20 protein-coding genes are annotated in these 26,705 nt (G+C 75.3%); 14 read left to right on the top strand and 6 right to left on the bottom strand.

Annotated elements, in window-relative coordinates; translation table 11 throughout:
- Nucleotides 1-21: 21 nt before the first annotated feature.
- The 5 genes from GC157_08765 to GC157_08745 all read right to left on the bottom strand — a co-directional run bounded on the left by GC157_08765 (nucleotide 22) and on the right by GC157_08745 (nucleotide 6,448).
- Nucleotides 22-2,370: a hypothetical protein gene (locus tag GC157_08765; protein MBI1377557.1), complete on the bottom strand. Its 2,349-nt coding sequence runs from the start codon at nucleotides 2,368-2,370 to the stop codon at nucleotides 22-24.
- On the bottom strand, nucleotides 2,367-3,656 hold the full coding sequence (locus GC157_08760) for a DUF58 domain-containing protein (GenBank protein MBI1377556.1): 1,290 nt from the start codon (nucleotides 3,654-3,656) through the stop codon (nucleotides 2,367-2,369). Before GC157_08760 ends, GC157_08765 begins: the two co-directional genes overlap by 4 nt.
- A 1-nt stretch (nucleotide 3,657) precedes the next feature.
- Nucleotides 3,658-4,659: an AAA domain-containing protein gene (locus tag GC157_08755; protein ID MBI1377555.1), complete on the bottom strand. Its 1,002-nt coding sequence runs from the start codon at nucleotides 4,657-4,659 to the stop codon at nucleotides 3,658-3,660.
- Between the two features lie 305 nt (nucleotides 4,660-4,964).
- Entirely contained in the window at nucleotides 4,965-5,732 is a 768-nt protein-coding gene (gene fetB / locus GC157_08750) for an iron export ABC transporter permease subunit FetB (GenBank protein MBI1377554.1), read from the bottom strand.
- Nucleotides 5,729-6,448 (bottom strand): ATP-binding cassette domain-containing protein, encoded by a 720-nt coding sequence (locus GC157_08745; protein MBI1377553.1) that lies wholly within the window; start codon nucleotides 6,446-6,448, stop codon nucleotides 5,729-5,731. Before GC157_08745 ends, fetB begins: the two co-directional genes overlap by 4 nt.
- A 234-nt stretch (nucleotides 6,449-6,682) precedes the next feature.
- On the opposite strand from GC157_08745, the gene GC157_08740 reads away from it, so the two are divergent.
- The 3 genes from GC157_08740 to GC157_08730 all read left to right on the top strand — a co-directional run bounded on the left by GC157_08740 (nucleotide 6,683) and on the right by GC157_08730 (nucleotide 11,599).
- The gene (locus GC157_08740; protein ID MBI1377552.1) at nucleotides 6,683-7,210 is read left to right on the top strand and encodes a MaoC family dehydratase; all 528 of its coding nucleotides are present in this window, start codon (nucleotides 6,683-6,685) and stop codon (nucleotides 7,208-7,210) included.
- Between the two features lie 70 nt (nucleotides 7,211-7,280).
- Nucleotides 7,281-7,760, top strand: coding sequence for a cyclic nucleotide-binding domain-containing protein (locus tag GC157_08735; GenBank protein MBI1377551.1), 480 nt, complete (start codon nucleotides 7,281-7,283; stop codon nucleotides 7,758-7,760).
- A complete protein-coding gene (locus tag GC157_08730) occupies nucleotides 7,757-11,599 on the top strand; it encodes an AAA family ATPase (GenBank protein ID MBI1377550.1) in 3,843 nt (1,280 codons plus the stop codon). The genes GC157_08735 and GC157_08730 overlap by 4 nt, the downstream gene beginning before the upstream one ends.
- Nucleotides 11,600-11,679: 80 nt before the next feature.
- Here GC157_08730 and GC157_08725 read toward each other — a convergent pair whose 3' ends face one another.
- Nucleotides 11,680-13,266, bottom strand: a complete 1,587-nt coding sequence (locus GC157_08725; protein MBI1377549.1) for a hypothetical protein — start codon at nucleotides 13,264-13,266, stop codon at nucleotides 11,680-11,682.
- Between the two features lie 433 nt (nucleotides 13,267-13,699).
- Between GC157_08725 and GC157_08720 the strand changes: the two genes are divergently transcribed.
- The 11 genes from GC157_08720 (at nucleotide 13,700) to ftsW (ending at nucleotide 26,705) form a co-directional block, all read left to right on the top strand.
- A complete protein-coding gene (locus GC157_08720) occupies nucleotides 13,700-14,602 on the top strand; it encodes a hypothetical protein (GenBank protein ID MBI1377548.1) in 903 nt (300 codons plus the stop codon).
- A complete protein-coding gene (locus GC157_08715) occupies nucleotides 14,599-15,150 on the top strand; it encodes an RDD family protein (GenBank protein MBI1377547.1) in 552 nt (183 codons plus the stop codon). The genes GC157_08720 and GC157_08715 overlap by 4 nt, the downstream gene beginning before the upstream one ends.
- 400 nt (nucleotides 15,151-15,550) lie before the next feature.
- Nucleotides 15,551-15,979 (top strand): division/cell wall cluster transcriptional repressor MraZ, encoded by a 429-nt coding sequence (mraZ, locus tag GC157_08710; GenBank protein ID MBI1377546.1) that lies wholly within the window; start codon nucleotides 15,551-15,553, stop codon nucleotides 15,977-15,979.
- A gap of 370 nt (nucleotides 15,980-16,349) precedes the next feature.
- Entirely contained in the window at nucleotides 16,350-17,363 is a 1,014-nt protein-coding gene (rsmH, locus tag GC157_08705; protein MBI1377545.1) for a 16S rRNA (cytosine(1402)-N(4))-methyltransferase RsmH, read from the top strand.
- Nucleotides 17,360-18,085, top strand: a complete 726-nt coding sequence (locus GC157_08700; GenBank protein ID MBI1377544.1) for a hypothetical protein — start codon at nucleotides 17,360-17,362, stop codon at nucleotides 18,083-18,085. Before rsmH ends, GC157_08700 begins: the two co-directional genes overlap by 4 nt.
- The gene (locus GC157_08695; protein ID MBI1377543.1) at nucleotides 18,082-19,959 is read left to right on the top strand and encodes a hypothetical protein; all 1,878 of its coding nucleotides are present in this window, start codon (nucleotides 18,082-18,084) and stop codon (nucleotides 19,957-19,959) included. The genes GC157_08700 and GC157_08695 overlap by 4 nt, the downstream gene beginning before the upstream one ends.
- A 21-nt stretch (nucleotides 19,960-19,980) precedes the next feature.
- Nucleotides 19,981-21,588, top strand: a complete 1,608-nt coding sequence (locus GC157_08690; GenBank protein ID MBI1377542.1) for a UDP-N-acetylmuramoyl-L-alanyl-D-glutamate--2,6-diaminopimelate ligase — start codon at nucleotides 19,981-19,983, stop codon at nucleotides 21,586-21,588.
- Entirely contained in the window at nucleotides 21,585-23,018 is a 1,434-nt protein-coding gene (murF, locus tag GC157_08685) for a UDP-N-acetylmuramoyl-tripeptide--D-alanyl-D-alanine ligase (GenBank protein ID MBI1377541.1), read from the top strand. The genes GC157_08690 and murF overlap by 4 nt, the downstream gene beginning before the upstream one ends.
- Complete coding sequence (locus tag GC157_08680) at nucleotides 23,015-24,082, top strand: phospho-N-acetylmuramoyl-pentapeptide-transferase (GenBank protein ID MBI1377540.1); 1,068 nt, start codon at nucleotides 23,015-23,017, stop codon at nucleotides 24,080-24,082. The genes murF and GC157_08680 overlap by 4 nt, the downstream gene beginning before the upstream one ends.
- The gene (locus GC157_08675) at nucleotides 24,079-25,518 is read left to right on the top strand and encodes a UDP-N-acetylmuramoyl-L-alanine--D-glutamate ligase (GenBank protein MBI1377539.1); all 1,440 of its coding nucleotides are present in this window, start codon (nucleotides 24,079-24,081) and stop codon (nucleotides 25,516-25,518) included. Before GC157_08680 ends, GC157_08675 begins: the two co-directional genes overlap by 4 nt.
- Nucleotides 25,188-26,705: a putative lipid II flippase FtsW gene (gene ftsW / locus GC157_08670; protein MBI1377538.1), complete on the top strand. Its 1,518-nt coding sequence runs from the start codon at nucleotides 25,188-25,190 to the stop codon at nucleotides 26,703-26,705. The genes GC157_08675 and ftsW overlap by 331 nt, the downstream gene beginning before the upstream one ends.

The raw sequence follows: 26,705 nt of genomic DNA, 5'->3' as shown, positions 1-26,705 counted from the left end.
CGGCAACGGCGGACGGCCGGCTCACTCCTCGGGCGCGCGCAGCGACGGCGGGAACAGGGTGGCCCGCAGCCGGGTGCCGGTGTCGGCCCGCTCCAGCAGCGCGGTGCGCACGGTGCCGAGGTCCTCGGCCAGCCCCTCGGTGGAGGGCGGCGCCGGGGCGTAGCGCGCCTGCTCGGTGGTGCGCCCGATCCGCGTGGCCGCGGCGGCCACGTCGCCGCGCAGGTGCGCCCGCTCGACGATCCCGGCCACGGCCTGGCGCGGGGTGAGCGACTCCGGCCACACGACGCCGAGGTCGCGCGCGGTGTCGCGCAGCTCGGCCCAGGCGTCCTCGACCGAGGCCTGCCGCGAGAGCCGCCGGCGGCGCCGCACGATGCGGCGCACGGCGGGGACGGCGGCGAGGGCGACCGCGACGACGAGCAGCAGGAGCAGCGCGCGCAGCCGCCAGGTGTCCGCGCTCGTGCCCGCGCCGGGCGCCTCGAGCGGGGTCAGGCCGGCCGGGAACTCCTGCTCGCTCGGGCCCACCTTGCCGCTGTGGCTGCTGCCGGGCGAGGCGCTCGCGGTGCTGGTCGGGGCCGCGGTGGCCGTGGCGATCGCCCCCGGCTGGGCGTAGGACGGGACGCCGATGGTCGAGCCCGGACCGCTCGGGGGCGTCGGCTCGAAGCGCACCCAGCCGATCCCGGGGAAGCTGAGCTCGGGCCAGGCGTGCGCGTCCTTCGCCTTGACGACGTAGGTGCCGTCCGGCTGGCGGGTGCCGCCGGTGTAGCCGACGACCACGCGCGAGGGGATGCCCAGCGCCCGGGCCATGAGGGCGAAGGTCGCGGCGAACTGCTGGCAGTACCCCTTGCGGTCGGTGAGGAAGGACTGCAGCGCCGAGGTGCCCTGGGTGTCGGGCACGTCGAGGCTGTAGGTGAAGTTGGACAGGAACCACTGCTGCAGGTCGTAGGCCCGCTCGAGGTTCGTCGTGGCGCCGGAGGTGACCTCCTGCGCCTGCGCGATGAGGAAGTCGGGGATGCCGTCGGTGAGGCTCCGCTGCTGGATCGGGTCGGGCGCGGTGGTCGCGTTGGCCGCCGCCAGCGCGCTCACGTCCGGCGCGGCGGTGATGGCGTCCACCTCGTAGGTCTGGTTCTGCCGCGTGGTGGTGTTCTGGCCGGCGAACACCGTGCCCGTGGCGTCGTCGGCCCACCACGTGCCGGTGAGTCCGTCGACCACCTGCGTGCGCTCGGGCACCGGCAGGTAGACGTCGGCGAGCTTGTCGACGGTGACCGAGTAGTGGGTGACCGGGCCGCTGCGCGGGATCGGCGCGATCACCACGCCGTCGGCCACGCGGGTCGCGACGTCCGGCGAGAAGCCGCGCGCGGTCCACTTCTCGTCGGCGTAGTCCTCGAGCACCACCGTCGGCAGGTAGACCGAGCCGGCCGTGGGCGAGGAGGTCGTGTAGTGCAGCACGGTGGCGTCGGGCTGGTTGACCAGCGAGCGCTTGAGGGACGCGAGCGGATCCAGGCGCACCCCGCCGCCACCGGCGCCCTCGCCCGGGCCGGTGCCCGACACCGCCTGGCCCCAGCGGCCGAGCACCGCGTCGGTCAGCGCCGGCACCAGCACGGGGACGATCAGCGCGGCGAGGGTCGCGACCACGCCGAGGCGGACCGCGGCCGAGGACAGCCCGCCCCAGGCCGAGCGCGCGGCGCTGGCGTCGCCGCGGCGCAGCAGGCGGCCCCAGCTGACCACCCCGACCCGCTCGTCGCTCACGAGCAGCACCATCCACGCGGCGGCCAGGCACACGAAGGTCCACCACGGGGAGCCGTCGTCGAGCACGAACGAGGGGACCACGTAGACGGCGACGAGCCCGGCGCCGGCGGCGACGGGCATGCGCAGGTCGACCGACAGGACGTAGACCACGATCGTCACGCAGCCGATGCCGAGGGCGATCACCGCGCTCAGGCCGTCGGTGAGCGGCACGGGCGGCGCGAACTGGTCGACGTCGGCCATGCCGTCGGCGAGCACGGCCCGCAGCGCGGCCAGGGAGTCGGTGCTCGGCAGGAACCCCAGCGGCGCGTCGGTGGTGAACTTCGCGATGAGCACCGAGAACAGCGCGAACGCCTGCACGATCGGCACGAGGAACACCGGCACGCGCAGCCAGGTGGCGCCCGCGCCGACGAGGCAGACGACGAGGACCGCGACCACGGTGGGCCCGAACCACCCGCCCTCCGCGACCAGCGGGCCGACCGAGAGCGCAGCGAGCAGCACCGCCACCGCGACGGCGGCGCTCGGCCCGGCCACCCCGCCGCGCGGGGGCAGCGAGGAGGCGGGGGCGGACGGCGACGCCGGCGCCGCGGAGGGCGTGGACGTCGGCGGACGCAGCGTGGTGGTCATCGGCCGCCGCCGATCCCGGCCCGGGCCACGCCGCTGCGCGCCAGGGACTGCCAGGCCTCGACCAGGTCGGTCTGCGGGCCGCACACCGTGACCCGCCAGCCGGCCGAGGACAGCAGGGCCGCGGCGCGCGTGGTGCGGCCGTCGTCGGGGACGGCCGAACGCGACGACCACGCGGAGGTGTCGAGCACGAGCGCGAGACCGCTGGCGTTGCCGCTGCGCAGCGCGGCGACGGTCTCGCTCTGGTCGTCCTCGAGGTCGCCGAGGACGGCGACGAGCAGCCCGTCGCGGATGCGGGCGCGGGTCTGCGGGTCGCGCACGCCGAGCGGGTGGCCCTCGGTGAGGCCCACGGTGGCGAAGACGTCGAGCAGCGGGCCCTCGGCCTCGGCGCCGCTCATCGTCTCGATGCCGGTGGTGCCGGGCCGCAGCCACTCGCCGTCGGAGTCGACCACGCGCACGGCGTAGCCGCGCAGCGCGAGGTGGCAGGCGATCGACGCGGCGGCGGACACGGCCCACTCGAACGACGAGGCGGGCCCGTCGCCGCGGTGGGCGCTCGCGCGGGTGTCCAGCAGGATCGTGGCGCGGGTGCGCCAGGGGTGCTCCTCGCGCCGCACCATCAGCTCGCCGCTGCGGGCGGTGGACTTCCAGTGCACCCGGCGCAGCTCGTCGCCGTGGCGGTACTCGCGGGGGATCACGTCGTCCTCGCCCGCGGACGCCACCGCGCGCGAGCGCGCCTCGCCGAGCCCGGACCAGTCGCCGCCGAGCGGGATCGCCGGCAGCGACACCGTGGCGGGGACGACGGTGAGCACGTCGGTGGTGGTGAACCTGCGCGTCGTGCGGCAGAAGCCGAAGGGGTCCACGAGCTGCACGGACACGGGTCCCACCGTGTAGCGGCCGCGCAGCGACCCGCGCAGCTCGTAGCGCACGTCGCGCCGCCCCGAGGGCTCGAGGCGGTCGATGACGAAGCGCTGCGCGCGGCCGAGCTGCCACGGCACCTCGTCCTCGACCAGCAGCAGCCCGCTGGCCAGGCGTGAGACGTTCTCGACGCGCACCACGCTCGTGGCCGGCTGGTCGACGGCCACCCGGGTGGGCCGCATCCCGCGGGCGGAGGCCAGCCGATAGCGCGTGCGCGAGACCCACAGCGCGGAGAGCACGGGCAGGAGCAGCAGGAGGATCCCGATGCGCAGCAGGTCGCGCTGGGAGAGCACGAGCGAGATGAGGACGCCGACCACGCCGAACGCCACCACCGCGCGCCCGCGGGTGGTGAGGTGGCGCAGGGCGGCCCGCACCTCAGACCCGGGCCGCTGCGGGGACGGGCACCCGGCGCAGGATGTCGCCGAGCACGGTGTCCGCCGTACGGCCCGCGATCTGGGCGTCGGCGGTGAGGATCAGCCGGTGCGCGAGCACGAGCGACACGAGCGCCTGGACGTCGTCGGGGAGCACGTGGTCGCGGCCGTCGAGAGCGGCGTAGGCCTTGGCCGCGCGCACCAGGTGCAGCGTGGCGCGCGGCGACGCGCCGAGCCGGACGTCGCCGTGCTGGCGCGTGGCGTTCGCGACGTCGACCGCGTACTGGCGCACGGAGTCGGCGACGTGGATGGTGCGCACCACCGCGACCAGACGCGTGATGGTCGCGGCGTCGGCCACGGAGGTGACCGCGTCGAGCGGGTTGGTCGCGGCGTGCTCGGCGAGCATGTCCATCTCCGCGCGGACGTCGGGGTAGCCCATCGACAGCCGCGCCATGAAGCGGTCGCGCTGGGCCTCGGGCAGCGGGTAGGTGCCCTCCATCTCGACCGGGTTCTGGGTGGCGATCACCATGAACGGCGAGGCGAGCCGGTACGTCGTGCCATCGACGGTGACCTGCCGCTCCTCCATGCACTCGAGCAGCGCGGACTGCGTCTTGGGCGAGGCGCGGTTGATCTCGTCGCCGAGCACGATGTTGGCGAACACCGCGCCGGGCCGGAACTCGAAGTCGCGGCTCTCCTGGTTGAACACGCTCACCCCGGTGACGTCGCCGGGGAGGAGGTCCGGGGTGAACTGGATGCGCCGGACGCTGCAGTCGAGCGAGCGGGCCAGGCTCTTGGCCAGCATGGTCTTGCCGACGCCGGGGACGTCCTCGATGAGCAGGTGCCCCTCGGCCAGCAGCACCGTGAGCGCGCTGCGCACGACGTCGGCCTTGCCCTCGATGACGGTCTCGACGGAGCGGCCGATGCGCGCCGCGGTGGCGACCAGGCCCGGGACGTCCTCGGGCCCGACGGCGTCGACCGGCGGCGCACCCGCGCCCGGCGAAGACACGGTCGGGCCGGGCTCGATGGGCGCGGCACCGGTCTGGTCGGTCGTCACACGGGCTCCTCGGGTCGGGCGGTGGCGCGGGTCGGACGCTCGATTGTCACCCGCGGGGCCGACGGGCGCAGGCGCACCCGGGCATTACGACCCGGCGCTGGTGTGCCCGCTGCCGCCCCCGCGGCGCGACGTCACGTTACGGCAGCGCTGGGACGCAGCGGGTGCCCGTTCCGGTTCCCTCCCGTCGGCGGCCCCAGGCGGCGGTGCAGCGGCCGCCGTGCGGGCTGCCCGGTTCGCGCCGTTCGTCCGGCCGCGCCTCAGACGGCGAGCGGCACGAGCCGCTGCGCGTCGTCGAACAGCGTGGCCTGGGCCGCACGGGCGGTGACCAGCGCGGACACCGCCCAGGCCGCCAGCAGCATGTACATCACGATGATCTGGTAGCGGATCGCCTCGAGCGGGTCGACCCCGGCGATGATGAGGCCCGTCATCGTGCCCGGCAGCGAGATCAGCCCCACCACGCGGGTGGAGTCCACGGTGGGGACGAGCGCGGTGCGCACGGCGGTGCGCAGGTCGCGGGCGAAGGCGGCCGGCGCCGGCAGGCCGAGGCTCAGGGCCGACTCGATCGCCGAGCGGTTGTCGGTCACCGACCGGCGCAGCGAGGTGAGGGTGAGGGACGCCGCCTGCATCGAGCCGCTGACCACCATGCCCCCGATGGGGATGAGCACCTGCGGGGCGGTGGAGATGACGCCGCCGGCGACGAGCACGCCGAGCGTCGCCGCCGTGCCGACCGCGATCCCCATGAGGGCCGATCGGTAGGCGTGGGGGATGCCGCGGCCGCGCCGGCGAGACTCGTTGGCCGCCACCAGGATCATCGCCAGCACCCACGCCAGCGCGCCGGCGATGCCCGCGTGCGCGAACAGCCAGGCGAGCACGGCGCCGACAGCCGCGAGCTGCACCAGGGCCCGGGCGGCGGCCACGACGATGTCGCGCGAGATGCCCAGGCGCTGCCACGACGCGATCGCGACCGCGACGACGACGAGCAGCACCGAGACGCCGACGGCGCCCCAGCTGGGGATCTGGGTCACGTGCCCTCCTCGGGGACATGGCGGTGCGGGGCGTGGGACCCGCCGTGCGACCGCGGGTCGTCGGCGTCGTGGGAGTGCCCGTCGCCCGGCGGGCTGAGCAGCTCGTGGCGCAGGTCGAGGGAGCCGGCCGGTCCGCGGGCGGTCACGCGGCCCTCGTGCAGCACCAGGACGTCGTCGGCGACGCGGCCGGCGCGCACCACGTCGTGGCTGACCAGCACGACCGACAGCCCGTCGCGGACGAGGCCGCGGATCACCTCGTCGACGGCGTCGCCCGAACGCGGGTCGAGGGCGGAGGTGGGCTCGTCGAGCAGCAGGACGCGGGGGGAGACGGCCAGGGCGCGGGCCAGGCACAGCCGCTGGAGCTCGCCGCCGGACAGGCTCGCCGGGCTGCGCCCGCGCAGCGCGCCGGCGTCGAGTGCGACCCGGGCGAGCAGCGCGGCCACCTCGGTGTCGGACAGCGCCGGTGCCGCCACGCGCACCTCCGCGAACACGTCCTCCGTGAGCGGGGTGGCGCGCTGCGGCACGAGGACCGCGCTGCGGCGCAGCTCGAGCACGTCGAGCTCGCGCACGTCGCGGCCGCCGAACAGGACCCGGCCCGAGGTCGGCTCGGCCAGGCGGTTGAGCAGCCGCAGCAGCGTGGACTTGCCCGACCCGCTCGGCCCGGCGACGGCCGTGACCCCGCCCGCGTGCAGGTGCTCGTCGACGTCGTCGAGCACGCGGCGCCCGTCCACGACGAAGGAGACGTGCTCGAGGGTGAACAGCTCGGGACGCTCCACGGCGTCAACCTACGGCCGCGACGGGTCCTCGGCCCGGCGCCGGACCGGGCGACGACCCGTCCCCGCGGACGGGCGCGACCGCCGGACGTCCGGGGAGCGCGGCTCACTACGCTCGAACCGGCGACACGACCGGCCCGGCGCGGGCCCGACGGACGGCGAGAGAGGCGACACGCGATGACCGTGCACCCGGCACAGCTCGGCAGGTTCTTCGACGACTTCGTGGTGGGCGACGTCTACCAGCACCCGTTCGGCCGGACCATCTCCGAGGCCGACTCGACCTGGTTCACGCAGCTCACCTGCAACACGAACCAGAACCACTTCAACGCCCACCTCGCGGAGTCCAACCCGATCACGGGCGGGCGCATCATCGTCAACAGCGGCCTCACCGTGGCGCTCGTGCTGGGGCTCTCGGTGATCGACATGAGCCAGAACGCCGTCGCCAACCTGGGGTGGACCGACATCAAGCTGACCCACCCCGTCTACATCGGCGACACCATCTACGCCGAGAGCGTCTGCACCGACAAGCGCGAGAGCTCCTCGCGCCCGGGCATGGGCATCATCACGATGGTCACGCGCGGGCTCAACCAGGACGGCGACGTCATCGTGTCGTGGACGCGGTCGGTCATGGTGCCCAAGCGCGAGACGGGCATCGGGCAGGGCTACTTCCCCGAGGCGAAGGCCGGCCCGCTCACCGCGGGCTGACCCGCCGTCCGCCGGGCGAGCGCCTGCTGCCCGCGGCTACGCTTCGGCAACGACCGCGCGAGGAGGACCGGTGGCCGAGGCCGAGCTCGTCGCTGCGCTGTCGGGCATCGACCTGTTCGCCGGCGTGCCGCCCAAGGTGATCTCCCGCATCGCCGAGACGGGCGAGCGCGAGGCCTACGCCGCCGGGTCGCACGTGATCTCCCAGGGCGACGAGGTCGCCGGGTTCCGTGCGTTCTCGCTGCCGGTGGTGGGGATGCACGTGATCCTCGAGGGCACGGCGACGGTGCTGGTGCACGGCGAGCCCGCGGCCACGCTGCGCCCCGGCCAGTACTTCGGCGAGCTCTCGCTCATCGACGGGCTGCCGCGCTCGGCCGACGTCGTCGCCGACGCGGGCGGGCTGCTCACGTTCGCCATCTCGAAGTGGACCTTCGAGTCGCTCCTCGAGGACCACCCCGAGGTGGCGGTCCCCATGCTGCGCGTCCTGTGCGCCCGGCTGCGCGCGCACGAGGCCGTCGACCCGGGCGGCCCCGCGGCGCCCGCACCGCGATGACAGCGCCCGAGCCCGGCCCGGCCGGCGCTCGGGGGGCCGCGACCGTGCCAGGGGGCGCGACCGACCTGCGCCGGCACGTGCCGCGGATCGCGCTCGACTGGGACGACGACGCCCCCGGCCGCACCTGGCAGCAGGTCGACGCCACGCTCGTGTTCGCCGACATCTCCGGGTTCACCGCGCTGACCGAGAAGCTCGCCCGGCGCGGGCGGATCGGCGCGGAGGAGCTGATCGAGACGCTCAACCGCATCTTCGGCGGGATCCTGTCGCAGGCTGCCGTGCGCGGGGGCGAGCTGCTCAAGTTCGGCGGCGACGCGCTGCTGTTCGTCTTCCGCGGCGACGACCACGCCGCCCGCGCGTGCCGGTCCGCCGTCGACATGCGCACGGCGCTGCGTGCCGCGGCGGCGACCCCCACGTCCGTCGGCCGGCTGTCGCTGTCGATCTCGATCGGCGTGCACTCCGGGCCGGTGGACTTCTTCCTCGTCGGCTCGCCCACGCGCGAGCTGCTGGTGCTGGGCGAGGCTGCGACGTCGACCGCCGAGGCCGAGCACGCGGCAGTGGCGGGGGAGATCCTCCTGACCACCGGCACCGCGCAGCGGCTGCCGGGCGGCTCGGCCGAGCCGAGGCCCGACGGGCTGCACCGGCTGCGCTGGCGCCGCACCCGGCCACCGGAGGGCGACGCCCCGCCGGCCCCTGCGGTGCAGGAGGCGCGGCTGCGCACCCTGTTCCCGCACGACCTCGGCGACCACCTCGGCCCCGCGGTCCCCGAGCCGGAGCACAAGCTCGCCACCATCGCGTTCGCGCGCTTCTCCGGCACCGACGACCTGCTGCGCACGCGCGGCCCCGACGCGGTGGGCGCTGCGCTGCACGAGACGGTGTCCGTGTTCGAGGAGGCGATGAACAGGGAGCGCGTGTCCCTGCTCGCCACCGACCTCGACAGCGACGGCGGCAAGCTGTTCATGGCCTCCGGGGTGCCCTACTCCACCGAGGACGACGAGGGCCGCATGCTGCGCGCGATGCGCGCGGTGCTGGACCGGGGCACCCCGCTGCCCGTGCAGATCGGCGTCAACCGCGGCCACGTGTTCGCCGCCGAGGTCGGCACGCCGGCCCGTGCCGCGTACTCCGCGATGGGCGACACCACGAACACGGCGGCGCGCATCATGTCGAAGGCGCCGGCAGGCTCGCTGTTCGCCCACCCCCAGGTGCTCGAGCACTCGAGGACCCTGTTCGCTACGGCGCCGGTGGGCCCCTTCGTCATGAAGGGCAAGGCGGCGCCGGTGCCCGTCTTCGCCGTGGGGGAGGAGCTCGGCGCGCGCGACGACGAGCGCGGCGCGGGCGCGCCGCTGATCGGCCGCGACGACGAGCTCGCGGCGGTGCGCGCCGCCCTCGTCGGGGCGCTCGACGGGGGCGGAGGGGTGCTCACCATCGCCGGGGCCACCGGCACCGGCAAGTCGCGGATCCTGGCCGAGGCGCTCGACGGCCTCGGCGCCTCGGTCGTCACGGTGCGCGCCGAGCCCTACGGCATGACCTCGCCCTACCGGATGCTGCGCGACCCCGTCCGCCGGGCCTTCGGCGTGGAACGGGCCGACCCGGACACGATGGCCGCGCAGCTGCTGGCCACCTTCCGCGAGCGGATGCCCGACCGCCTCGCGCTCGCGCCCCTGCTCGAGCCCGTCGTGATGATCCCGATCCCGGACACGCCCGAGTCCTCGGTGGTCGAGGCGCGGTTCCGCCCCGGGCTCATCGCCGACCTCATGGTGCGGCTGATCTCCTCGAGCGTGCCGGGCCGCTTCGTGCTCGTGGTGGAGGAGGCGCACTGGGCCGACGCGGCGTCCTCCGCCGTGCTCGCCCACGTCGCGACCGCCGCGCAGGGGCGACCGTGGGCGGTCGTCGTCGTCCGCCGCGGCGAGGGGGCGGGGCTCGAGCTCGAGCACGGGCCGCGCGTCGAGCTCGGGCCCATCGCCGACGACGTGCTGGCCCGGTTCGTCATCGGTGCCACGGCGGCCGCGCCGCTGCGCCCGCACGAGGTCGACGCGATCGTGGCGAGGGCGGAGGGCAACCCGCTCTACGCCGAGGAGCTCGTCCGCGCGTTCCGCGAGGTCGGGTCGCTCGAGGCGATGCCCGAGAGCCTGCACGCGGCCCTCGACGCCCAGGTGGACGCGCTCGACCCGGGCTCGCGCCGCCTGCTGCGCTACGCCTCGGTGCTGGGCCGCTCGTTCCGCACCGAGGTGCTGGCGGAGACGCTGCGCGAGGACGACGTCGCCGTCGACGCGGCGTCGCTGGGCCGCCTCGCCGACTTCCTCGAGGCCGACGGCCCCGGCCGGATGCGCTTCCGCAACAGCATGATCCGCGACTCGGCCTACGACGGGCTCGCGTTCCGCACCCGCGCCACGCTGCACGGCGCGGCCGGCCGCGCCGTCGAGGCCTTGTCGAGCGACCTCGACGCGGACGCCGACACGCTCTCCCTGCACTTCTCCCGCGCGGGCGACGACGCGCGCACCTGGGTGCACGCCCGCCGGGCCGGACGCCGGGCCCAGCGTGCCTACGCCAACACCGACGCCGCGGTGCAGTTCCAGCGCGCGTACGACGCCGCGCTCGCGCTCGGCGACGTCCCGCTGCACGAGCGCCGCGAGGTGCTCGTGGACCTGGTCGAGGTGTGCACGGCCGCCGGCCTGTTCGACCAGGCGCTCGACGCGGTGCGGCGCGGCGCCCGGCTCGCCGCCGGCGATCCCGAGTGGTCGGCGACGTTCCAGGTGCTGCGCATGCGCATCCTCAACGTCGTCGGCGACTACCGCGCCGCGCTACGGGTGATCACGACCACGCTGCGGACCCTGGAGCCACGCGACACCGAGGAGGCACGTCGTCTGCGGGCTCGGCTGGTGAGCGGGCGCGCGCTCATCCGGCGCAACCAGGGGCAGTGGCGCGAGGCGCGGGCCGCGAGCGAGGGGATGCTCGACGAGGTGCGCCGCGCCGGCGACGTCGACGCGCTCGTGGCCACGTTCGTCACCTACGACATCGCCCGGTTCGTCCTCGGCGAGCACGGCGTCGGCGCGCTGGCCCAGGAGGCGCTGGACATCGCCCGGCGCGAGCGCCGGCTCTCCGGCGCGGCCGAGGCGGCCTTCGTGCTCGGCAACTTCCGCTTCCTCACCGGTCGCTGGCGCGAGGCCGTCGAGCTCTACGAGGAGTCGCGCCGGGTGGCCGCCGAGGCGGGCGACCTCGTCTACGCCGCCACTGCGGGCGCCAACCTGGCCGAGCTGCTGCTGACCCGGTCCGAGCTCGAGCGGTGCGAAGGGGTGCTCGACGACGCGCTGCGCGCGGCGATCGCGGCCGGCGCCGGGCCGCTGGCCGCGCACACCCGGATGCTCTCGGCCCGGCTGCAGATCGCGCAGGGCCGCTACGAGCTCGCCGAGGAGACGGCCGTGCGCGCGGAGGAGGACCTGCTCGCCTACTCGCAGTCCGTGCCGGCGCTCGAGGCCCGGCTGGCCCGGGCGGAGTCGCTGAGCCGGCGCGGGATCGGCGACCGGGCGTGGGAGCTCGTCGTCGACCTCGCGCCGTACTCCTCCGCGGAGGCCGCATCGCTGCTGCCCCGCGCCCACCTCGAACGGGCCCGCGCCGAGCTCGTCCTGGGCCGGCTCGACGCCGCCCTCGCCGACGTCGACGCGGGACTCGCCGCGGCGCGCGAGCAGGGCTCGGACTTCGAGGAGCTGCGACTGGTGCTGCTGCGCGGGGAGGTCGCCACGGCCGCGGGCGACCGCGCGGCGGCAGCGGCCGCGGCTGCCGACGCAGCCGCGCTGCGCGCGCGGATCCAGGGCGAGGGCGCGGTCTCGTCGTCCCCGGGCTGACGGCTGACGGCAGTGCGACGGGAGCCCGGGCGACGGCGGTCCGTCACCCGGGCTCCCGGCGGTTCAGTCTCGCAGCGGTGTCACTTCCCGAGCCAGATGACGTCGCCGGACATCCAGACCCAGTCGACCCAGCGCTGCACCTGGACGCCGTTCACCGTGACGAGCTCCGTGCTCGTCGCGTACTTGCAGGCGTACTGGGCGCCGCCGGAGGTGCTGTCGAAGTCGTACGACGACGACCCGGCCTTCACCACGTTCGGGTCCGCGGTCGGTGCGTTGGGGCTGGAGTTGTACGCCCACTGCGTCAGCGAGGTGCCCGACACCGTCTGCTGGTGCGCCCATGGTGACGAGGTGTAGGTGAACGCCGTCGTCGGGCAGTAGCCCACGGTGCGCGCGGCGTTGGCCACCGTCCCGTTGGAGAAGTCCACCGCGAGGTCGGGGTCGTTGCTCACCGGCGTCGTGTAGTCGCGGGCGAATTGCAGGAGCCAGGTGCCGTCGGTGTCGGCCTGGTCGGTCTGCAGCGAGAAGACGCTCCCGCTGCTCGACGTCGTCAGCGAGACGTTGTACGCCTTGTCCTGCTTGCAGGTGCCGGTCGTGTAGTCGTAGACCCTCGTGTAGGTGACGGTGACGCCGCCGGAGGTCTCGGTGCCGGTGGTGCCGCACGTCGCCGTGTACTCGGAGGTGCTGAAGAGGTTGAACGTGGTGGGGCCGCCCTGCGGCGTGCCCGTCCACCCGGTCCACTGCTGCCCGCCCTCGAGGGAGAACGCCGGGTTGTTGTTGGCCTTCGGCGGCACGGTCTGGGTCACGCCGTCGACCGTGTAGCTGTAGCTCGTGGCCGAGAGCACGACCTCGTCCCACCGGTTGCCGTACGCCTCGGTGCTCAGCCCCGAGCCGCTCGTGATGCGGCCGTCGGAGGTGTAGGTGGGCCCCACATTGGGGTCGTACATCTTCAGCGACGGGATCTGCCAGTAGCACTCGTTGGTGCCGGGGGTGCCGCTCTGCGGACCGGAGTTGACGGTGCCCTGGTTGCACCAGTCGAGCAGGTCGTGCGGACGGGCGGGGTTGAGCGGGGCCGGGCTCGACAGGCCCGACTGGAACTCCGCGCCGCCGATCTCGTGGCCGTCCTTCTTGAAGATCGCCTGGAGGACGACGCTGCCGGACAGGTTCAGGTCGAACCCGGCACCGTCGACGCTGGTGGAGCCGAGCTGCCCGGGGAGGCTGGCGACCTTGATGGTGAGCGCCTCGCCCGCGGAGAGGTTCACCTGCGAGCACGCACCGCCGGTGGACTCGGAGTTGACGCCGATGTCGCCCTGCGACCCGATGCCCACCTGGGAGCCCGACCCGCCCGCGGTGCCGCTGATCGTGAGGTACGGGGTCGCGTTGCGGCTGTCGAGGTTGCAGGCGTTCTTCGACGTCGCGGCGACGGTCTGCACGGTGGAGGCCGTGGTGCCGTCGGGCTTGTGCCACGAGACCGTGAACGAGCTCGTGCCCTTGCCGTTGTTGGCCAGGGTGTCGGCCAGCACCAGGGTGCCGGCCGAGGTGCTCGTGCCGGGGAGGGGAGGCTGGAGCGTGAGGCCGGCGCTGGCCCCGGTGGCCGCGCCGGCGACGAGTGCTGCAGTGGTGAGGGTCGCGAGGCCGGTGGCGGTCGCGATCCAGGCGCGTGCGCGCATGCGGGCTCCCAGGGTCGGTGAGGTGACCCGTTGCCGGCCAGGACACGCGGCGACGGACCGGGGGTGACCGTCCGCGGCGAGCACGCTGCGTGCCTGCGGCACGCACCCCCGGGCTGCTGCGGACGGCGGGGTCGTCGTCGCTCACCGTAGCGGTCGGCGGGCCGGCGCGGGAGCCCCTCGGGAGGGTCGTCGTGCACCGTCGCTCCTGGTCAGGGCCGCATCGGGCACGCTGCGTCGAGGCCACGGCCACGCTCGGTGGCCCGCGGTCACGCACTGCTCCGACCGGGGGACGGTCCGCGGTCGGCGACCGCGTTCGTCCCCTGCGTCGGGCCGCCGCCCCCGCGGTGCGCCGGCCCGGGCCGGCGGGCGCCGTCCCGGACGGCCGCACCGGATCGCGCTCGCACGCGGCCCCCGGTACGTGAGGATGGGCGCCGTGCCCCACCACACCGCCGCCGACGACCCGGTGACCGGGCCCGTCGGCGCGCCCGCCGCGGGAGAGCCCGGGCGCGAGGTGGTGCCCGTCGTGCACCGGGCCGGCCCGCGGATGCCGGCCGCGGTCGAGGTGCCGCTCGACGTCGCCCTCGGCGCGGCGGTGGTCGTCGCCCGTCCCGTGCTGGCCGCCGGCTCCGTGGTGCGGCGCACCGTCGGACCTGTCGCGCGGGTGGGGCTCGCGCTGCTGGCCCGCCCGCCGCTCGTGCACCCGGACTGGACCCCGGCGGCCCTCGCGCAGCGGCTCGGCGACCGTGGTCGCCAGGTGCGCTTCGCGGCGGGCGCCGACGTCACCGCGGCGGGCAACGACGCGCTCGACCTGCTGGTGCCCGCCGTGATGGGGCCGGTGCTCGACCGGGTCGACATCACCGGCATCGTGCTCGAGCGCGTCGACCTCGAGCGCCTCGTCGTGGCGGTGCTCGACTCGATGGAGCTCACCGACGTCGTGCTCGACCGCGTCGACCTCCAGCGGATCGTCGAGTCCGCGATCGCCAGCATCGACCTCACGGAGATCGTGCGCAGCCGGGTCGATCTCGCCGGCCTCGCGGAGGACGTCATCGAGGAGGTCGACCTGCCCGAGATCATCCGGGAGTCCTCGACCGGCGTGGCGGCCGAGGTGGTCGACCAGGCGCGGCTCTCGGCGGTCGCCGGCGACGAGCTGGTCAACCGCTGGGTCGACCGGATCATGCTGCGGCGCAAGGCCCGGCGCACCACCGCGCCGGGCGCCGAGGCGCGTGCGCAGGAGGAGGTCCGGTCCGCGCTGCGGGAGGCCGAGCGCGAGGAGCAGCGGCAGATCTCGGACGCTTCCGGGCCGCAGCCGCGCGACGACGGGGGAGGGGACGCATGACCGATCCGAGCCCGGTCCACGGCCCGCAGCACCCGGTGCCGCACCTGAACCCCATCCCCCCGAAGGCGCGCGTGTTCCAGGGGCTGCGCGCCGGCGTGGTGTCGCGCACCGCGGCCGGCGCCATCGACTACCTCCTCGTGGCGTCGACGACGGTGGGCACCTACCTCGCGATCGTGGTGCTCAAGTTCCTGGTCGACCCGCGCGACTACGTGCTGCCCACGTGGTCGTTCGGGCTGTTCCTGCTCGTCGGCTTCGGCTACCTCGTGATCTACCTCGCGCTCGCGTTCGCGACGACGGGGCGCACCGTCGGCGCGCGCCTCATGGGGCTGCGCGTGGTGGGCCGCAAGGGCACCCGGATGCACTGGTGGGCGGCGGTGCTGCGGGCCGGCTTCTGCGCCGTGTTCCCGGTCGGCCTGTTCTGGTGCGCGGTGAGCCGGGAGAACCGCTCCGTGCAGGACGTCGTCCTGCGCACCTCGGTGATCCACGACTGGCCGGTGCACGCCGCCCCGCCGAGCCCCACCGACACCGAGAGCCGCTCGCAGCTGTGACCCGGCCGGCCTGACCCGGCCGCCGGCACCGACCCCTGCCCCCGGACGCCTCCGGCGCCCGCGCACCGCGCCACCGCGCGGCGCCCCTCGTGGCCGCGGCCGTGCCGCTGCCACCCCGCTCCAGCCCGCTCCATGCCGCTGCGTGCCGGCGTCGGGACCGCGGGGACGCCCGTCGGGGCCCGTCGCGCCCTGACCCCTCCACTTTCCTCCACCGCCGTGACCTGCGGTGATGCCGTGATGCCGGCTGCGTCGCCGTCCTCGTCAGGCCCCCGACCTGCGGCAGTGGGGCGCCGCGTGGGTGATTGGTGGGTCATGGTGGTTGACGGTGGAGGGAAGTGGAGTATGTTGGCGCGCGACGGAGGGACAGGACCCTCCGCGGGGGCGGGTGGAGGTGGTGGCGGTGTTCCTCGGGACGCACACGCCGCGCCTCGACGAGAAGAACCGCGTGATCCTGCCGGCCAAGTTCCGCGACGCCCTCGCCGACGGCCTGGTGATCACCAAGGGCCAGGACCGCTGCCTCGTGGTCTGGACCGCCGAGGGCTTCGCCGAGTACGCCGCCACCCTGCGCGCCGGGTCGCAGACCAACGAGCGCACCCGCGCCTACACCCGTGTGCTGTTCGCCAGCGCGTCGGACGAGACCCCCGACCGGCAGGGCCGCATCACCATCCCGCAGCCCCTGCGCGAGTACGCCGGGCTCACCCGCGACTGCGTCGTCGTCGGCGCCGACACCCGCATCGAGATCTGGGACGCCGCGACGTGGGAGTCCTACCTGGCCGGCACCGAGCAGTCCTTCGTGGACCTCGACGGGGAGGTGGTGCCCTCGTCGTAGCCCGTCGTGGGACGAGGTCTCCGGTCCGTCACCCGGCTTCCTGGCGCACCTTCCCCGGTGCCAGGGAGACCCACCCCGGCTGACGGACAGGGGACCTGGTCCCAGGACCGACGCCCGACCCCGCGAGCCCGAGCCAACCGGCCCCGAGCCGGCCCCGCACATCCCGTTCCCACCGCGAGCGCCTCCGGGCGAGGGAGCCCCCATGGACCTGACTCTCCTCCGGCACGAGGACCGTCCCCCCGTCGTCGTGCGCCGGCCCCGCGCGGTCGCCGTGGCGACCGGCCCGGCCGGTGTCCTCGTCGCGTCGTGCGCCCTCGCCGCGGCCTTCCTGGTCGCCCTCGCCGACCTCGTCTCGCGGCTGGGCTGACCCGTGCCCGACCCGTACGACGGCCCGGCGGACGACGACGCCGCGGACGGCGGACCCGCACCAGCGGGGGAGCCGTCGCACGTGCCGGTGCTGCTGGAGCGCTGCCTGGCCCTGCTGGCCCCGGCGCTCGAGCGTCCCGGCGCGGTCGTCGTCGACGCCACGCTCGGCCTCGGCGGGCACAGCGAGGCGCTGCTCACCCGCTTCCCCGACGTGCGGCTCGTGGGGATCGACCGCGACGCCGACGCCCTCGCCCGCTCGTCCCGGCGCCTGGCCGCCCATGCCGCGCGGACGGTGCTCGTGCACGCGGTGTACGACGAGCTGCCGCGGGTGCTCGACGAGGCGGCCGCGCCGCGCGTCGACGGCGTGCTGTTCGACCTCGGCGTCTCGTCGATGCAGCTCGACCAGGCGGCCCGCGGGTTCGCCTACGCGCAGGACGCCCCGCTCGACATGCGGATGGACCCGACCCGCGGCATCACCGCCGCGGAGGTGCTCAACACCTACGCCGCGGCCGAGCTCGCCCGTGTGCTGCGCGACTACGGCGAGGAGCGCTTCGCCCGCCGCATCGCCGACGCCGTGGTGCGCGAGCGCGGCCGCGCGCCGTTCGACACCAGCGCCCGGCTCGTCGAGCTGGTGCGCGCCTCCATCCCCGCGCCCGCCCGGCGCACCGGCGGCAACCCGGCCAAGCGCACCTTCCAGGCGCTGCGCATCGAGGTCAACGCCGAGCTCGAGGTGCTCGAGCGGGCGGTGCCGGCAGCCGTCGACGCGCTGCGCGTCGGCGGCCGCGTGGTGGTGCTGAGCTACCAGTCCCTCGAGGACCGCATCGTCAAGCGTGCCTTGGTGTCCCGGGCGAGCACCGACGTGCCCGACGACCTCCCGTTCGTGCCCGCGGGGCACGAGCCCGAGCTGCGCCTGCTCACCCGTGGGGCGGAGAAGGCGTCCGACGCCGAGATCGCCGCTAACCCGCGGGCCGCCTCCGTCCGCCTCCGTGCCGCCGAGCGGCTGAGGGAGGCGGCGTGAGCACCGCGGCGCGCTCCGCGCCGGCCCGTCCGTCGTCGCGCCGGGCCGGCTCGCCGCGGCCCCGGCCCGCCGCCCGGCGCCGTCCGCAGCTCGTCGCCCTCCCGGAGCCGGCACCGGTGGTCGCCGGCACCGGGATCTTCGCGGCCGTCGTCGTCGGGCTCCTGCTGTCCGGGATGGTCGTGCTGCTCGTGCTCAACACGTCGCTGGCCCAGGGTGCCTTCGAGCTCAGCTCGCTGTCGAAGGCGCAGAGCGATCTCGAGGACCAGGAGCAGCAGCTGCTCCAGGACGTCGCGCTGAAGGAGTCGCCCGAGGCGCTGCAGCGCCGCGCGCTCCAGCTGCACATGGTGCCGGTGGCCTCGCCGGTGTTCCTGCGGCTCTCCGACGGCGCGGTGCTCGGCGTCCCCGTCGCGGCGGCCGCCCCGCCGCGTCCCGCGCCGAAGCAGCCGGCCATCGACGCCGCCTCGACCAGCCCCGACCCGTCGGGCGCCACGGGCGCAGCGGCCACGTCGTCGAGCACCACCACCGCCGCCGGCCGGCCCGCCGGGATCGACGCCGCGGTCGCCGATCCGGCGCCCGCGCAGCGCACGACCCGCACCACGACCCGCGCCGGTGGTGGCGCGTCCTCGGCCGGCCACGGCGCGGCCCGCGGGACGACGCGCACCTCCGGCGGCACCGGCACGTCGGGCACCGGCGGCACCACGGGCGGAGGAACCCACCGATGACCACGCTCGCCCCGCCGCCCCGGCGGACTCCCTCGGGGCAGCGCCCGCGCGCCGGATCGCGCCCCGGCACCTCCGCGCGGGGCACCGGGCGCACGGCGCCGCGCGCGCCGTCGCAGCAGACCCGGCCGGCACGGCCGCCCGCCCGCCCGGCGGGCCGCACCTACCGTCCCGGCAACCCGCTGCGCCGCATCCGCGCCTGGCAGGTGTTCCTCCTCGTGGTGCTCTCGGTCGTGGCCGCGCGCGTGATCGACCTCCAGGCGATCCAGGGCCCCACCCTGGCCGCCGAGGGCGTGAAGGACCGCACGCGCACGATCGTCATCCCCGCGGTGCGCGGGGACATCACCGACCGCAACGGCGTCCAGCTGGCCACCACGGTGGCCGCCCGCAACGTCACGGCCGACCAGACGCTGGTGACCGACCCCGCGGGCGAGGGCGAGCAGCTCGCCGCGGTCCTCGGCGGCGACGCGACCGCCTACGAGCAGCGGATGACCGGCACCCGCCGGTTCATCTACCTGGCCAAGGGAGTCACTCCCGAAACGTGGGCCCGGGTCGCCGCCCTGCGGCTCCCCGGCGTCTTCAGCGAGGCCACCTCCACGCGCGTGTACCCGGCCGGGTCGGTCGCGGCGAACGTCGTGGGCTACGTCCGCGCCGACGGCGACGGCGGCTCCGGCCTCGAGTACGGCTTCAACTCCGAGCTGGCCGGCACACCGGGCAGCGAGGTCTACCAGAGCTCGCCGCTCGGCACCGAGATCCCGACCGCGGGCAGCTCGGGGACGCCGGCGGTGCCCGGCACCGGGATCCAGCTCACGATCGACCGCGACCTCCAGTGGGTGGCCCAGTCGTCCCTGGCGTCGGCCGTGCGCAGCGCGCGCGCCGACAGCGGCTCCGTGGTGGTGATGGACCCGAGGACGGGCCAGATCTACGCCCTGGCGACCGTCCCCACGTTCGACCCCAACAAGCCCGCGGACGCGGCGCAGAGCGACGTGCGCAACCGTGCCGTCTCGGACGTGTTCGAGCCCGGGTCGACCAGCAAGGTCATGACGATGGCCGCGGTGATCCAGGAGAAGAAGGCCAACCCCTACACGCGTATCACCGTCCCGCCCGTGCTGCGCACGCGGTACAAGACCTGGCACGACGACGTGCCGCACGGCACGCTGCACCTCACCCTCAACGGCGTGCTGGCGCGCTCCAGCAACATCGGCACGATCCTCGCGGCGCAGCGCATCGGCGGCGACAAGCTCTACTCGTACCTGAAGAAGTTCGGCATCGGCCAGCCGACCGGCCTGCACTTCCCGGGCGAGAGCGACGGCTACGTCCCCCCGCCCGCGGACTGGTCGGGCACGACGTTCGGCACCCTCGCCTTCGGCCAGGGCCTGTCGCTGACGGCCGTGCAGGCCGCGTCCGTCTACGCGACCATCGCCAACGACGGCGTGCGCGTCGCGCCGACGCTGGTCGCCGGCTACACGGCGCCCGACGGCACCTTCCAGCCGGCGCCGGCGCCGGCCAGCACGCGGGTGGTCAGCGCGAGCACCGCGCGGCAGGTGCGCACCATGCTCGAGTCGGTCGTCTCCGACCAGGGCACCGCGCCGAAGGCGGCGATCTCCGGCTACCGCGTGGCGGGCAAGACCGGCACGGCCAACCGCATCGACGAGACGTGCGGCTGCTACCGCGGCTACACCGCGTCGTTCGTGGGCATGGCGCCCGCGGACGCACCACGGCTGGTCATCGGCGTCTTCCTCCAGAACCCGCGCAACGGCCACTTCGGCGGCCAGCTCGCAGCCCCGGTCTTCAAGAAGGTCATGACCTTCGGGCTCGAGCACCTGCGCATCCCCCCGACCGGCACCGCGCACCCGCGCCTCCCGGTGTTCTGGTGACCGCCGGATAGGGTCGGGAACGTGTCCGCAGGCCCGCGACCGAGCACGCGCCCGCTGCCGGTCGCCGAGCTCGTACCGCTGCTGGGGGCGCACGGCCGCAGCAACGACCCGTCGCCCGACGCGGCGTCCGCCACGGTCGTCACCGGCGTCACGCACGACTCCCGCGCCGTGCTCCCCGGCGACCTCTACGCCGCGCTGCCGGGGTTCCGCACGCACGGGGCCGAGTTCGTCCGCGAGGCCGCCGCGGCCGGCGCCTCCGCCGTCCTCACCGACCCCGCGGGGCTCGACCGCGCCCTCGCCGCCGGCGTCCCGGTCCTGGTGTCGGACGACCCGCGCGCCGCGCTCGGGGCGATCGCGTCCCGGGTCTACGGCGACCCCTCGCAGGACCTGCTCGTCGTCGGCATCACCGGCACCAACGGCAAGACCACGACGAGCTACCTGGTAGACGCCGGGCTGCGCGCCGACGGGCGCACCACCGGCGTCATCGGCACGGTGGGCACGCTGATCGGCGACGAGCCGGTGGCGACCGCGCGCACCACCCCCGAGGCCACCGACGTGCACGCCCTGCTCGCCGTCATGCGCGAGCGCGGGGTGACGGCGGTGACCATGGAGGTGTCGAGCCACGCCCTGCGGCTCGGCCGTGTCGACGGCGTCCGGTTCGACGTCGTCGCGTTCACCAACCTCAGCCCGGACCACCTCGACTTCCACCGCGACATGGACGACTACTTCGACGCCAAGGCCGAGCTGTTCCGCGCCGACCGCGCCGGCCGGGCCGTCGTGTGCGTCGACGACGAGTGGGGCCGCCGCATGGCGGAGCTGGCCGGCGCGCGGGGTCTCGAGGTGACGACCTACGCGCTCGGCGGCACCGCCGCGACGTGGACCGCGCGTGGCGTCGTCGGCGTGCCGGGCGGCACCGTGATGCGGGCGCACGGCCGGCTGTCCGGCGGCGGGTTCGCCGACGTGCCGCTCGAGGTGCGGCTGCCCGGCGCGTTCAACGCCGCCAACGCCCTGGGCGCGCTCGCGGTCCTGGAGGCCTGCGGGGTCGACGCCGACGTCGCGGCCGACGGCATCGCGGCCTGCCCCGGCGTGCCGGGGCGGATGGAGCGCGTGCCGGACCCCGACGCGTCGCGAGGACTGTTCGCCTACGTCGACTACGCCCACACCCCGGACGCGGTCGAGCGGGCGCTCGTCGCGGCCCGCGAGGTGCTCGAGGCGCGCGGTGCCGGCGGCCGTGTGCTGGTGGTGCTCGGTGCCGGCGGCGACCGCGACCCGCACAAGCGCCGCGCGATGGGCGAGGCGGCGGCGCGGGGTGCCGAGGTCGTGGTGGTCACCGACGACAACCCGCGGTCCGAGCCGCCGGAGGCGATCCGGGCCGAGCTCCTGCGCGGTGCCGCCGTGCATCCCGGGACGCGGACCTCCGAGATCGGCGACCGCCGCGACGCCGTCGCCGCCGCGGTCTCCGCGGCGCAGCCGGGCGACGTCGTCCTCGTCCTGGGCAAGGGCCACGAGCAGGGCCAGGAGGCCGGCGGCGTCGTGACCCCGTTCGACGACCGGGTGGTGCTGGCCGAGGCGCTCGAGGCCGTGCACCCCGGGCCGGGCGCCGCGGCCGGGACGGCGGTGCGGCCGTGATCGCGCTCACCCTGGCCGAGGTCGCCGCCGCGGTCGGCGGCCGGCTGGGCGGCGGAGCCCGTGGCGACGAGACCGCCGTCGGCATCAGCACCGACTCGCGCACCACCCGTGCGGGCGACCTGTTCGTGGCCGTCGTGGGCGAGCACCACGACGCGCACGACCACGCGGCGCAGGCGGTCGCGGCCGGGGCCGTCGGCGTGCTCGCCTCGCGCCCCCTCGACGTCCCGTGCGTCGTCGTCGACGACACCGTCGCGGCGCTCGGCCGCCTCGCGCGCGCGGTGCTCGACCGCTTCCCGGACCTCGTCGTGGTCGGCCTCACCGGGTCCTCCGGCAAGACGAGCACCAAGGACCTGCTCGCGCAGGTGCTCCCGGCGGTGGGGGAGACCCTCGCGCCGGCCGGGTCCTTCAACACCGAGGTGGGCCTGCCGGTCACCGTGCTCGGTGTCGGTCCCACCACGCGGGTGCTCGTGGTCGAGATGGGCGCGCGCGGCGTGGGCCACGTGCGCTACCTCACGACGATCTCCCCGCCGGCTGTGGGGCTCGTGCTCAACGTCGGCAGCGCGCACGTCGGCGAGTTCGGCTCGGTGGACGCCATCGCCGTCGCGAAGGGCGAGCTCGTCGAGGCGCTGCCCGCCGCGGAGCGCGGCGGCGTCGCCGTGCTCAACGCGGACGACCCGCGCGTGCGCGCCATGGCGTCGCGCACCGCGGCGCGCGTCGTGCTGTTCGGGGAGTCGGCCGACGCCGACGTGCGCGCGGAGTCGGTCGTGCTCGACGACGCCGCGCGCCCGTCGTACGACCTCGTGCACGCCGGGCGGCGGGCCCGGGTCGCCAGCGCCCTGCACGGCCGCCACCACGTGGCCAACGGCCTGGCCGCGGCGGCGGTCGCACTGGTGCTCGGGGCCGACCTCGACGAGGTGGCCGAGCGGCTCACAGCGGCCCGTCCGGCGAGTCGCTGGCGCGGCGACGTGACCGACACCGCAGCGGGTGTCACCGTGGTCAACGACGCCTACAACGCCAACCCTGCTTCGATGACAGCCGCGCTCGAGACCCTCGCCGCCATGACGCACGCCACGCCGACGCGGGGCCCCCGCCGGGCGGTCGCGGTGCTGGGCGAGATGCTCGAGCTCGGCCCCGCGGCGGAGGCGGAGCACACGGAGATCGGGAGGACAGCGGTGCGACTGGGCGTCGAGCGGCTGGTGGCCGTCGGGTCGTCGGCGTCCGTGACGGCGATGAGGGACGCGGCTCTCGCCGCAGGGGGTTCGGCGGTGCTCGTCGAGGACGTCGGCGCCGCGGCGGACCTGCTGCGCACCGAGCTGCGCGCCGGCGACGTCGTGCTGGTGAAGGCGTCGCGGTCGGTCGGGCTCGAGCGCGTCGCGGAGGCGCTGCTCGCCGCGCCGGTCGCGGCCCAGGGGACCGGTGAGCCGGCGTGAAGCTCGTCCTCATCGCGGCCGGACTGGGCCTGTTCGTCGCCCTGCTCGGCACCCCGCTGCTCATCCGCTTCCTGCGCAACCACAACTACGCGCAGGCGATCCGGGTGTCGACGCCGGACGAGCCCTACCCGGAGCACGGCGCCAAGCTGGGCACGCCGTCGATGGGCGGCCTGGCGATCCTCGCCGGCCTGCTCATCGGGTACTTCGGCGCGCACCTCGTGGCCTGGCGGGTGCCGAGCGTGTCCGGGCTGCTCGCGATCTACCTGACGGTCGGGCTCGGTGCCGTGGGCATCGCCGACGACTACCTGAAGATCTTCAAGCAGCGCAGCACCGGGGTCCGGGCCCGCACCAAGCTGGTGGGCCAGGCGGCCGTCGCCCTGTCGTTCGCCTACCTCGCGGTGCACTTCCCGGACGAGTACGGCCGCAACCCCGCCTCGCACGCCGTCTCGCTGTTCCGCAACACGGCGATCGTGCTGCCGACCGCCCTGTTCCTGCTGTGGGCGTGGTTCCTCATCACGGCCACCACCAACGCGGTCAACCTCACCGACGGCCTCGACGGGCTCGCCGCGGGAGCCTCGGTGATGACCCTCGGCGCCTACACGCTGCTGTCGGTCTGGCAGTACGGCCAGAACTGCCAGTTCGGCGAGTTCGCCCGCTGCTACGACGTCCGCGACCCGCTCGACCTCGCCATCTTCGCGGCGGCCGCCGCCGGCGCCTGCTTCGGCTTCCTGTGGTGGAACTCGTCGCCGGCGAGCATCTGGATGGGCGACACGGGGGCCCTCTCGCTCGGCGGTGCGATCGCCGCGCTGGGGATCCTGTCCCGCACCGAGCTGCTGCTCCCGCTGCTGGCCGGGCTGTTCGTCATCGTCGCGCTCTCGGTCATCGGGCAGGTGGGCAGCTTCAAGCTCACCGGCCGGCGGATGTTCCGGATGGCGCCGCTGCACCACCACTTCGAGATGCTCGGCTGGGCCGAGATCCAGATCGTGGTGCGCTTCTGGATCATCCAGGGACTGTTCGTCGCCCTCGGCCTCGGCCTGTTCTACGCGGAGTGGGTCCGGCAGTGACCGGCGTCGACGTCTCCGCCCACACGCGGGGGTCGGACTGGTCGGCCGTGCACGCCGTGGTGGCCGGCGTCGGCGTCGCGGGGTTCGCCGCGGCCGACCACCTGCTCCAGCTCGGCGCCCGGGTCACGGTGATCGACTCCGCCGACGGCGAGCGGCAGCGGGAGCGCGCCGACGTGCTCGAGGTCGTCGGCGCGGTCGTGCGCCTGGGTGACGGCGACACGCTGCCCGACGGGGCCGACGTCCTCGTGGTCTCGCCCGGCCTGCCGCCGCGCTCGCCGGTCATCCTCGCGGCCCAGGGGGCCGGCGTGCCCGTGTGGGGCGAGCTCGAGCTGGCCTGGCGGCTGCGCGGCGAGAACCCGGCCGCATGGCTCACCGTCACCGGCACCAACGGCAAGACGACGACCACGCTCATGCTCGAGTCGATCCTGCGCGCCGCCGGACTGCGCACGGCCGCGGTCGGCAACATCGGCGTCTCGTTGGTGGACGCCGTGATGGACCCGCAGGGCTACGACGTCCTCGCGGTCGAGGTGGGCGCGCCCCAGCTCCCGTTCCTCACCTCGGCCAGCCCGGTGGCGTCGGTCTGCCTCAACCTCGCCGAGGACCACGTCGACCTGTTCGGCACGTTCGACGCCTACCGCGACGCGAAGGCGCGCATCTACTCCGGCACGCAGGTGGCGGCCGTGTACAACACCGCCGACCCGGCCACCGAGCGCATGGTGGAGGAGGCCGACGTCGTGGAGGGCTGCCGCGCGATCGGCATCACGCTCGGCGTGCCGGGGCCGTCCATGCTGGGAGTGGTCGACGACCTGCTCGTCGACCGCGCGTTCGTGGAGAACCGCGCCGAGAGCGCGCAGGAGCTCGCCTCCGTGCACGACGTGCGACCCTTCGCGCCGCACAACGTCGTCAACGCGCTCGCTGCCGCTGCCCTGGCTCGTGCCTACGGCGTCCCGGCGTCGGCCGTGCGCGACGGGCTGCGCGCCTTCGAGCCCGCGGGGCACCGCATCGCGCTGGTCGCCGAGGCCGGCGGCGTGCGCTGGGTCGACGACTCCAAGGCCACCAACGGCCACGCCGCGCTGACCTCGCTGCTCGCGTGCGACAGCGTGGTGTGGATCGCCGGCGGCATGGCGAAGGGCCAGACCTTCGACGACCTCGTCGTCGCCGCGGCCCCGCGGCTGCGCGGCGCCGTGCTCCTCGGCGTCGACCGGGGCCTGGTCCGCGACGCGCTCGCGCGACACGCGCCGGATGTCCCCGTCATCGACGTCCCGCGCACGGACACTGGGGCCATGGAGGACGTCGTCGCAGCCGCCGCCGGGCTCGCGCGCCCCGGCGACACCGTGCTCCTCGCGCCGGGCTGCGCCTCCTGGGACATGTTCCGCGACTACGCCGACCGCGGCGAGCAGTTCGCGACCGCGGTGCTGCGGCAGGTCGGCCGGTGACGGCCGAGACAGTCCGGCGGGTCGAGTCCGTCGACCGCCCCCGCTCCGAGCACCCGCTGGCCACCTACCACGTGCTGCTCGGCGCCACCCTGCTGCTGCTCGTGCTCGGCATCGCGATGGTGCTCTCGGCGTCCACGGTCGAGAGCTACCGCGTCTTCGGCTCGGCCTACACGCTCTGGCTGCGCCAGGTGCTCTTCGCCGTCCTCGGGCTGGTCGCGATGGTGGTGGCCAGCCGCCTGCCCGTGCGCGTGTGGCGCCGCTTCGCCTACCCGCTGCTCGCCGTCGCGATCGCGACACTCGTGCTGGTTCTCGTGGTGGGCCACAGCGTCGCGGGGCAGCGCAACTGGGTGGAGCTCGGCGGGCCGTTCCGCTTCCAGCCCAGCGAGTTCGCCAAGCTCGCCCTCGTGGTGTGGGGCGCCGACCTCATGGCGCGCAAGCAGGCGGTGCTGCACCAGTGGAAGCACCTGCTGGTGCCGCTGATGCCGGTGGCGCTGCTCATCGTCGGGCTCGTCGTGCTCGAGGGCGACGTCGGCACCGCGCTCATCCTGGTGCCGATGGTGGCCGCGATCCTGTTCGTCAACGGCGCGCCCCTGCGGCTGTTCGCGGTCGGTGCGGTCGGCGTCGTCGGCGGGGTCGCGCTGCTCAGCCTCGGCCACTCCTACCGCCTCGGCAGGTTCGCGTCGTGGCTCGACCCCGAGGCGAACGCCCTGGGCAGCGGCTGGCAGGTGCTGCACGGCAAGAGCGCGCTCGGCGGCGGCGGCTGGTTCGGTGTGGGGCTCGGCGCCAGCCGGGAGAAGTGGGGCTGGCTGCCGGAGGCGCACACCGACTTCATCTACGCCGTGGTCGGCGAGGAGCTCGGCATCGTCGGGTCGCTCCTGGTGATCTCGCTGTTCGCCGCGATCGGGATCGCGGGCCTGCGCCTCGCGCGGCGCACCTCGGACCCGTTCATCCGCACGGCCTCCGCGGCAGTCGTCGCCTGGCTCCTCACGCAGACCCTCCTCAACATCGGCGCCGTGCTCCAGCTGATCCCGATCACCGGCGTCCCGCTGCCGCTGGTGAGCTACGGCGGATCCTCGCTCGTGCCCACCCTCGTCGCGCTCGGCATGCTCATGTCCTTCGCGCGCGCGGAGGCGCGCACGGTCGACCTGCGGCCGCGCCGCCGCACGAGCACCGCCCGGGGCCGGTGA

The sequence above is a fragment of the Frankiales bacterium genome, assembly GCA_016125335.1.
Lineage (GTDB): Bacteria > Actinomycetota > Actinomycetes > S36-B12 > CAIYMF01 > Longivirga.
The sequence above is the reverse complement of the archived record's forward strand: the minus strand, read 5'-3'. Positions and strand labels throughout refer to the sequence as shown.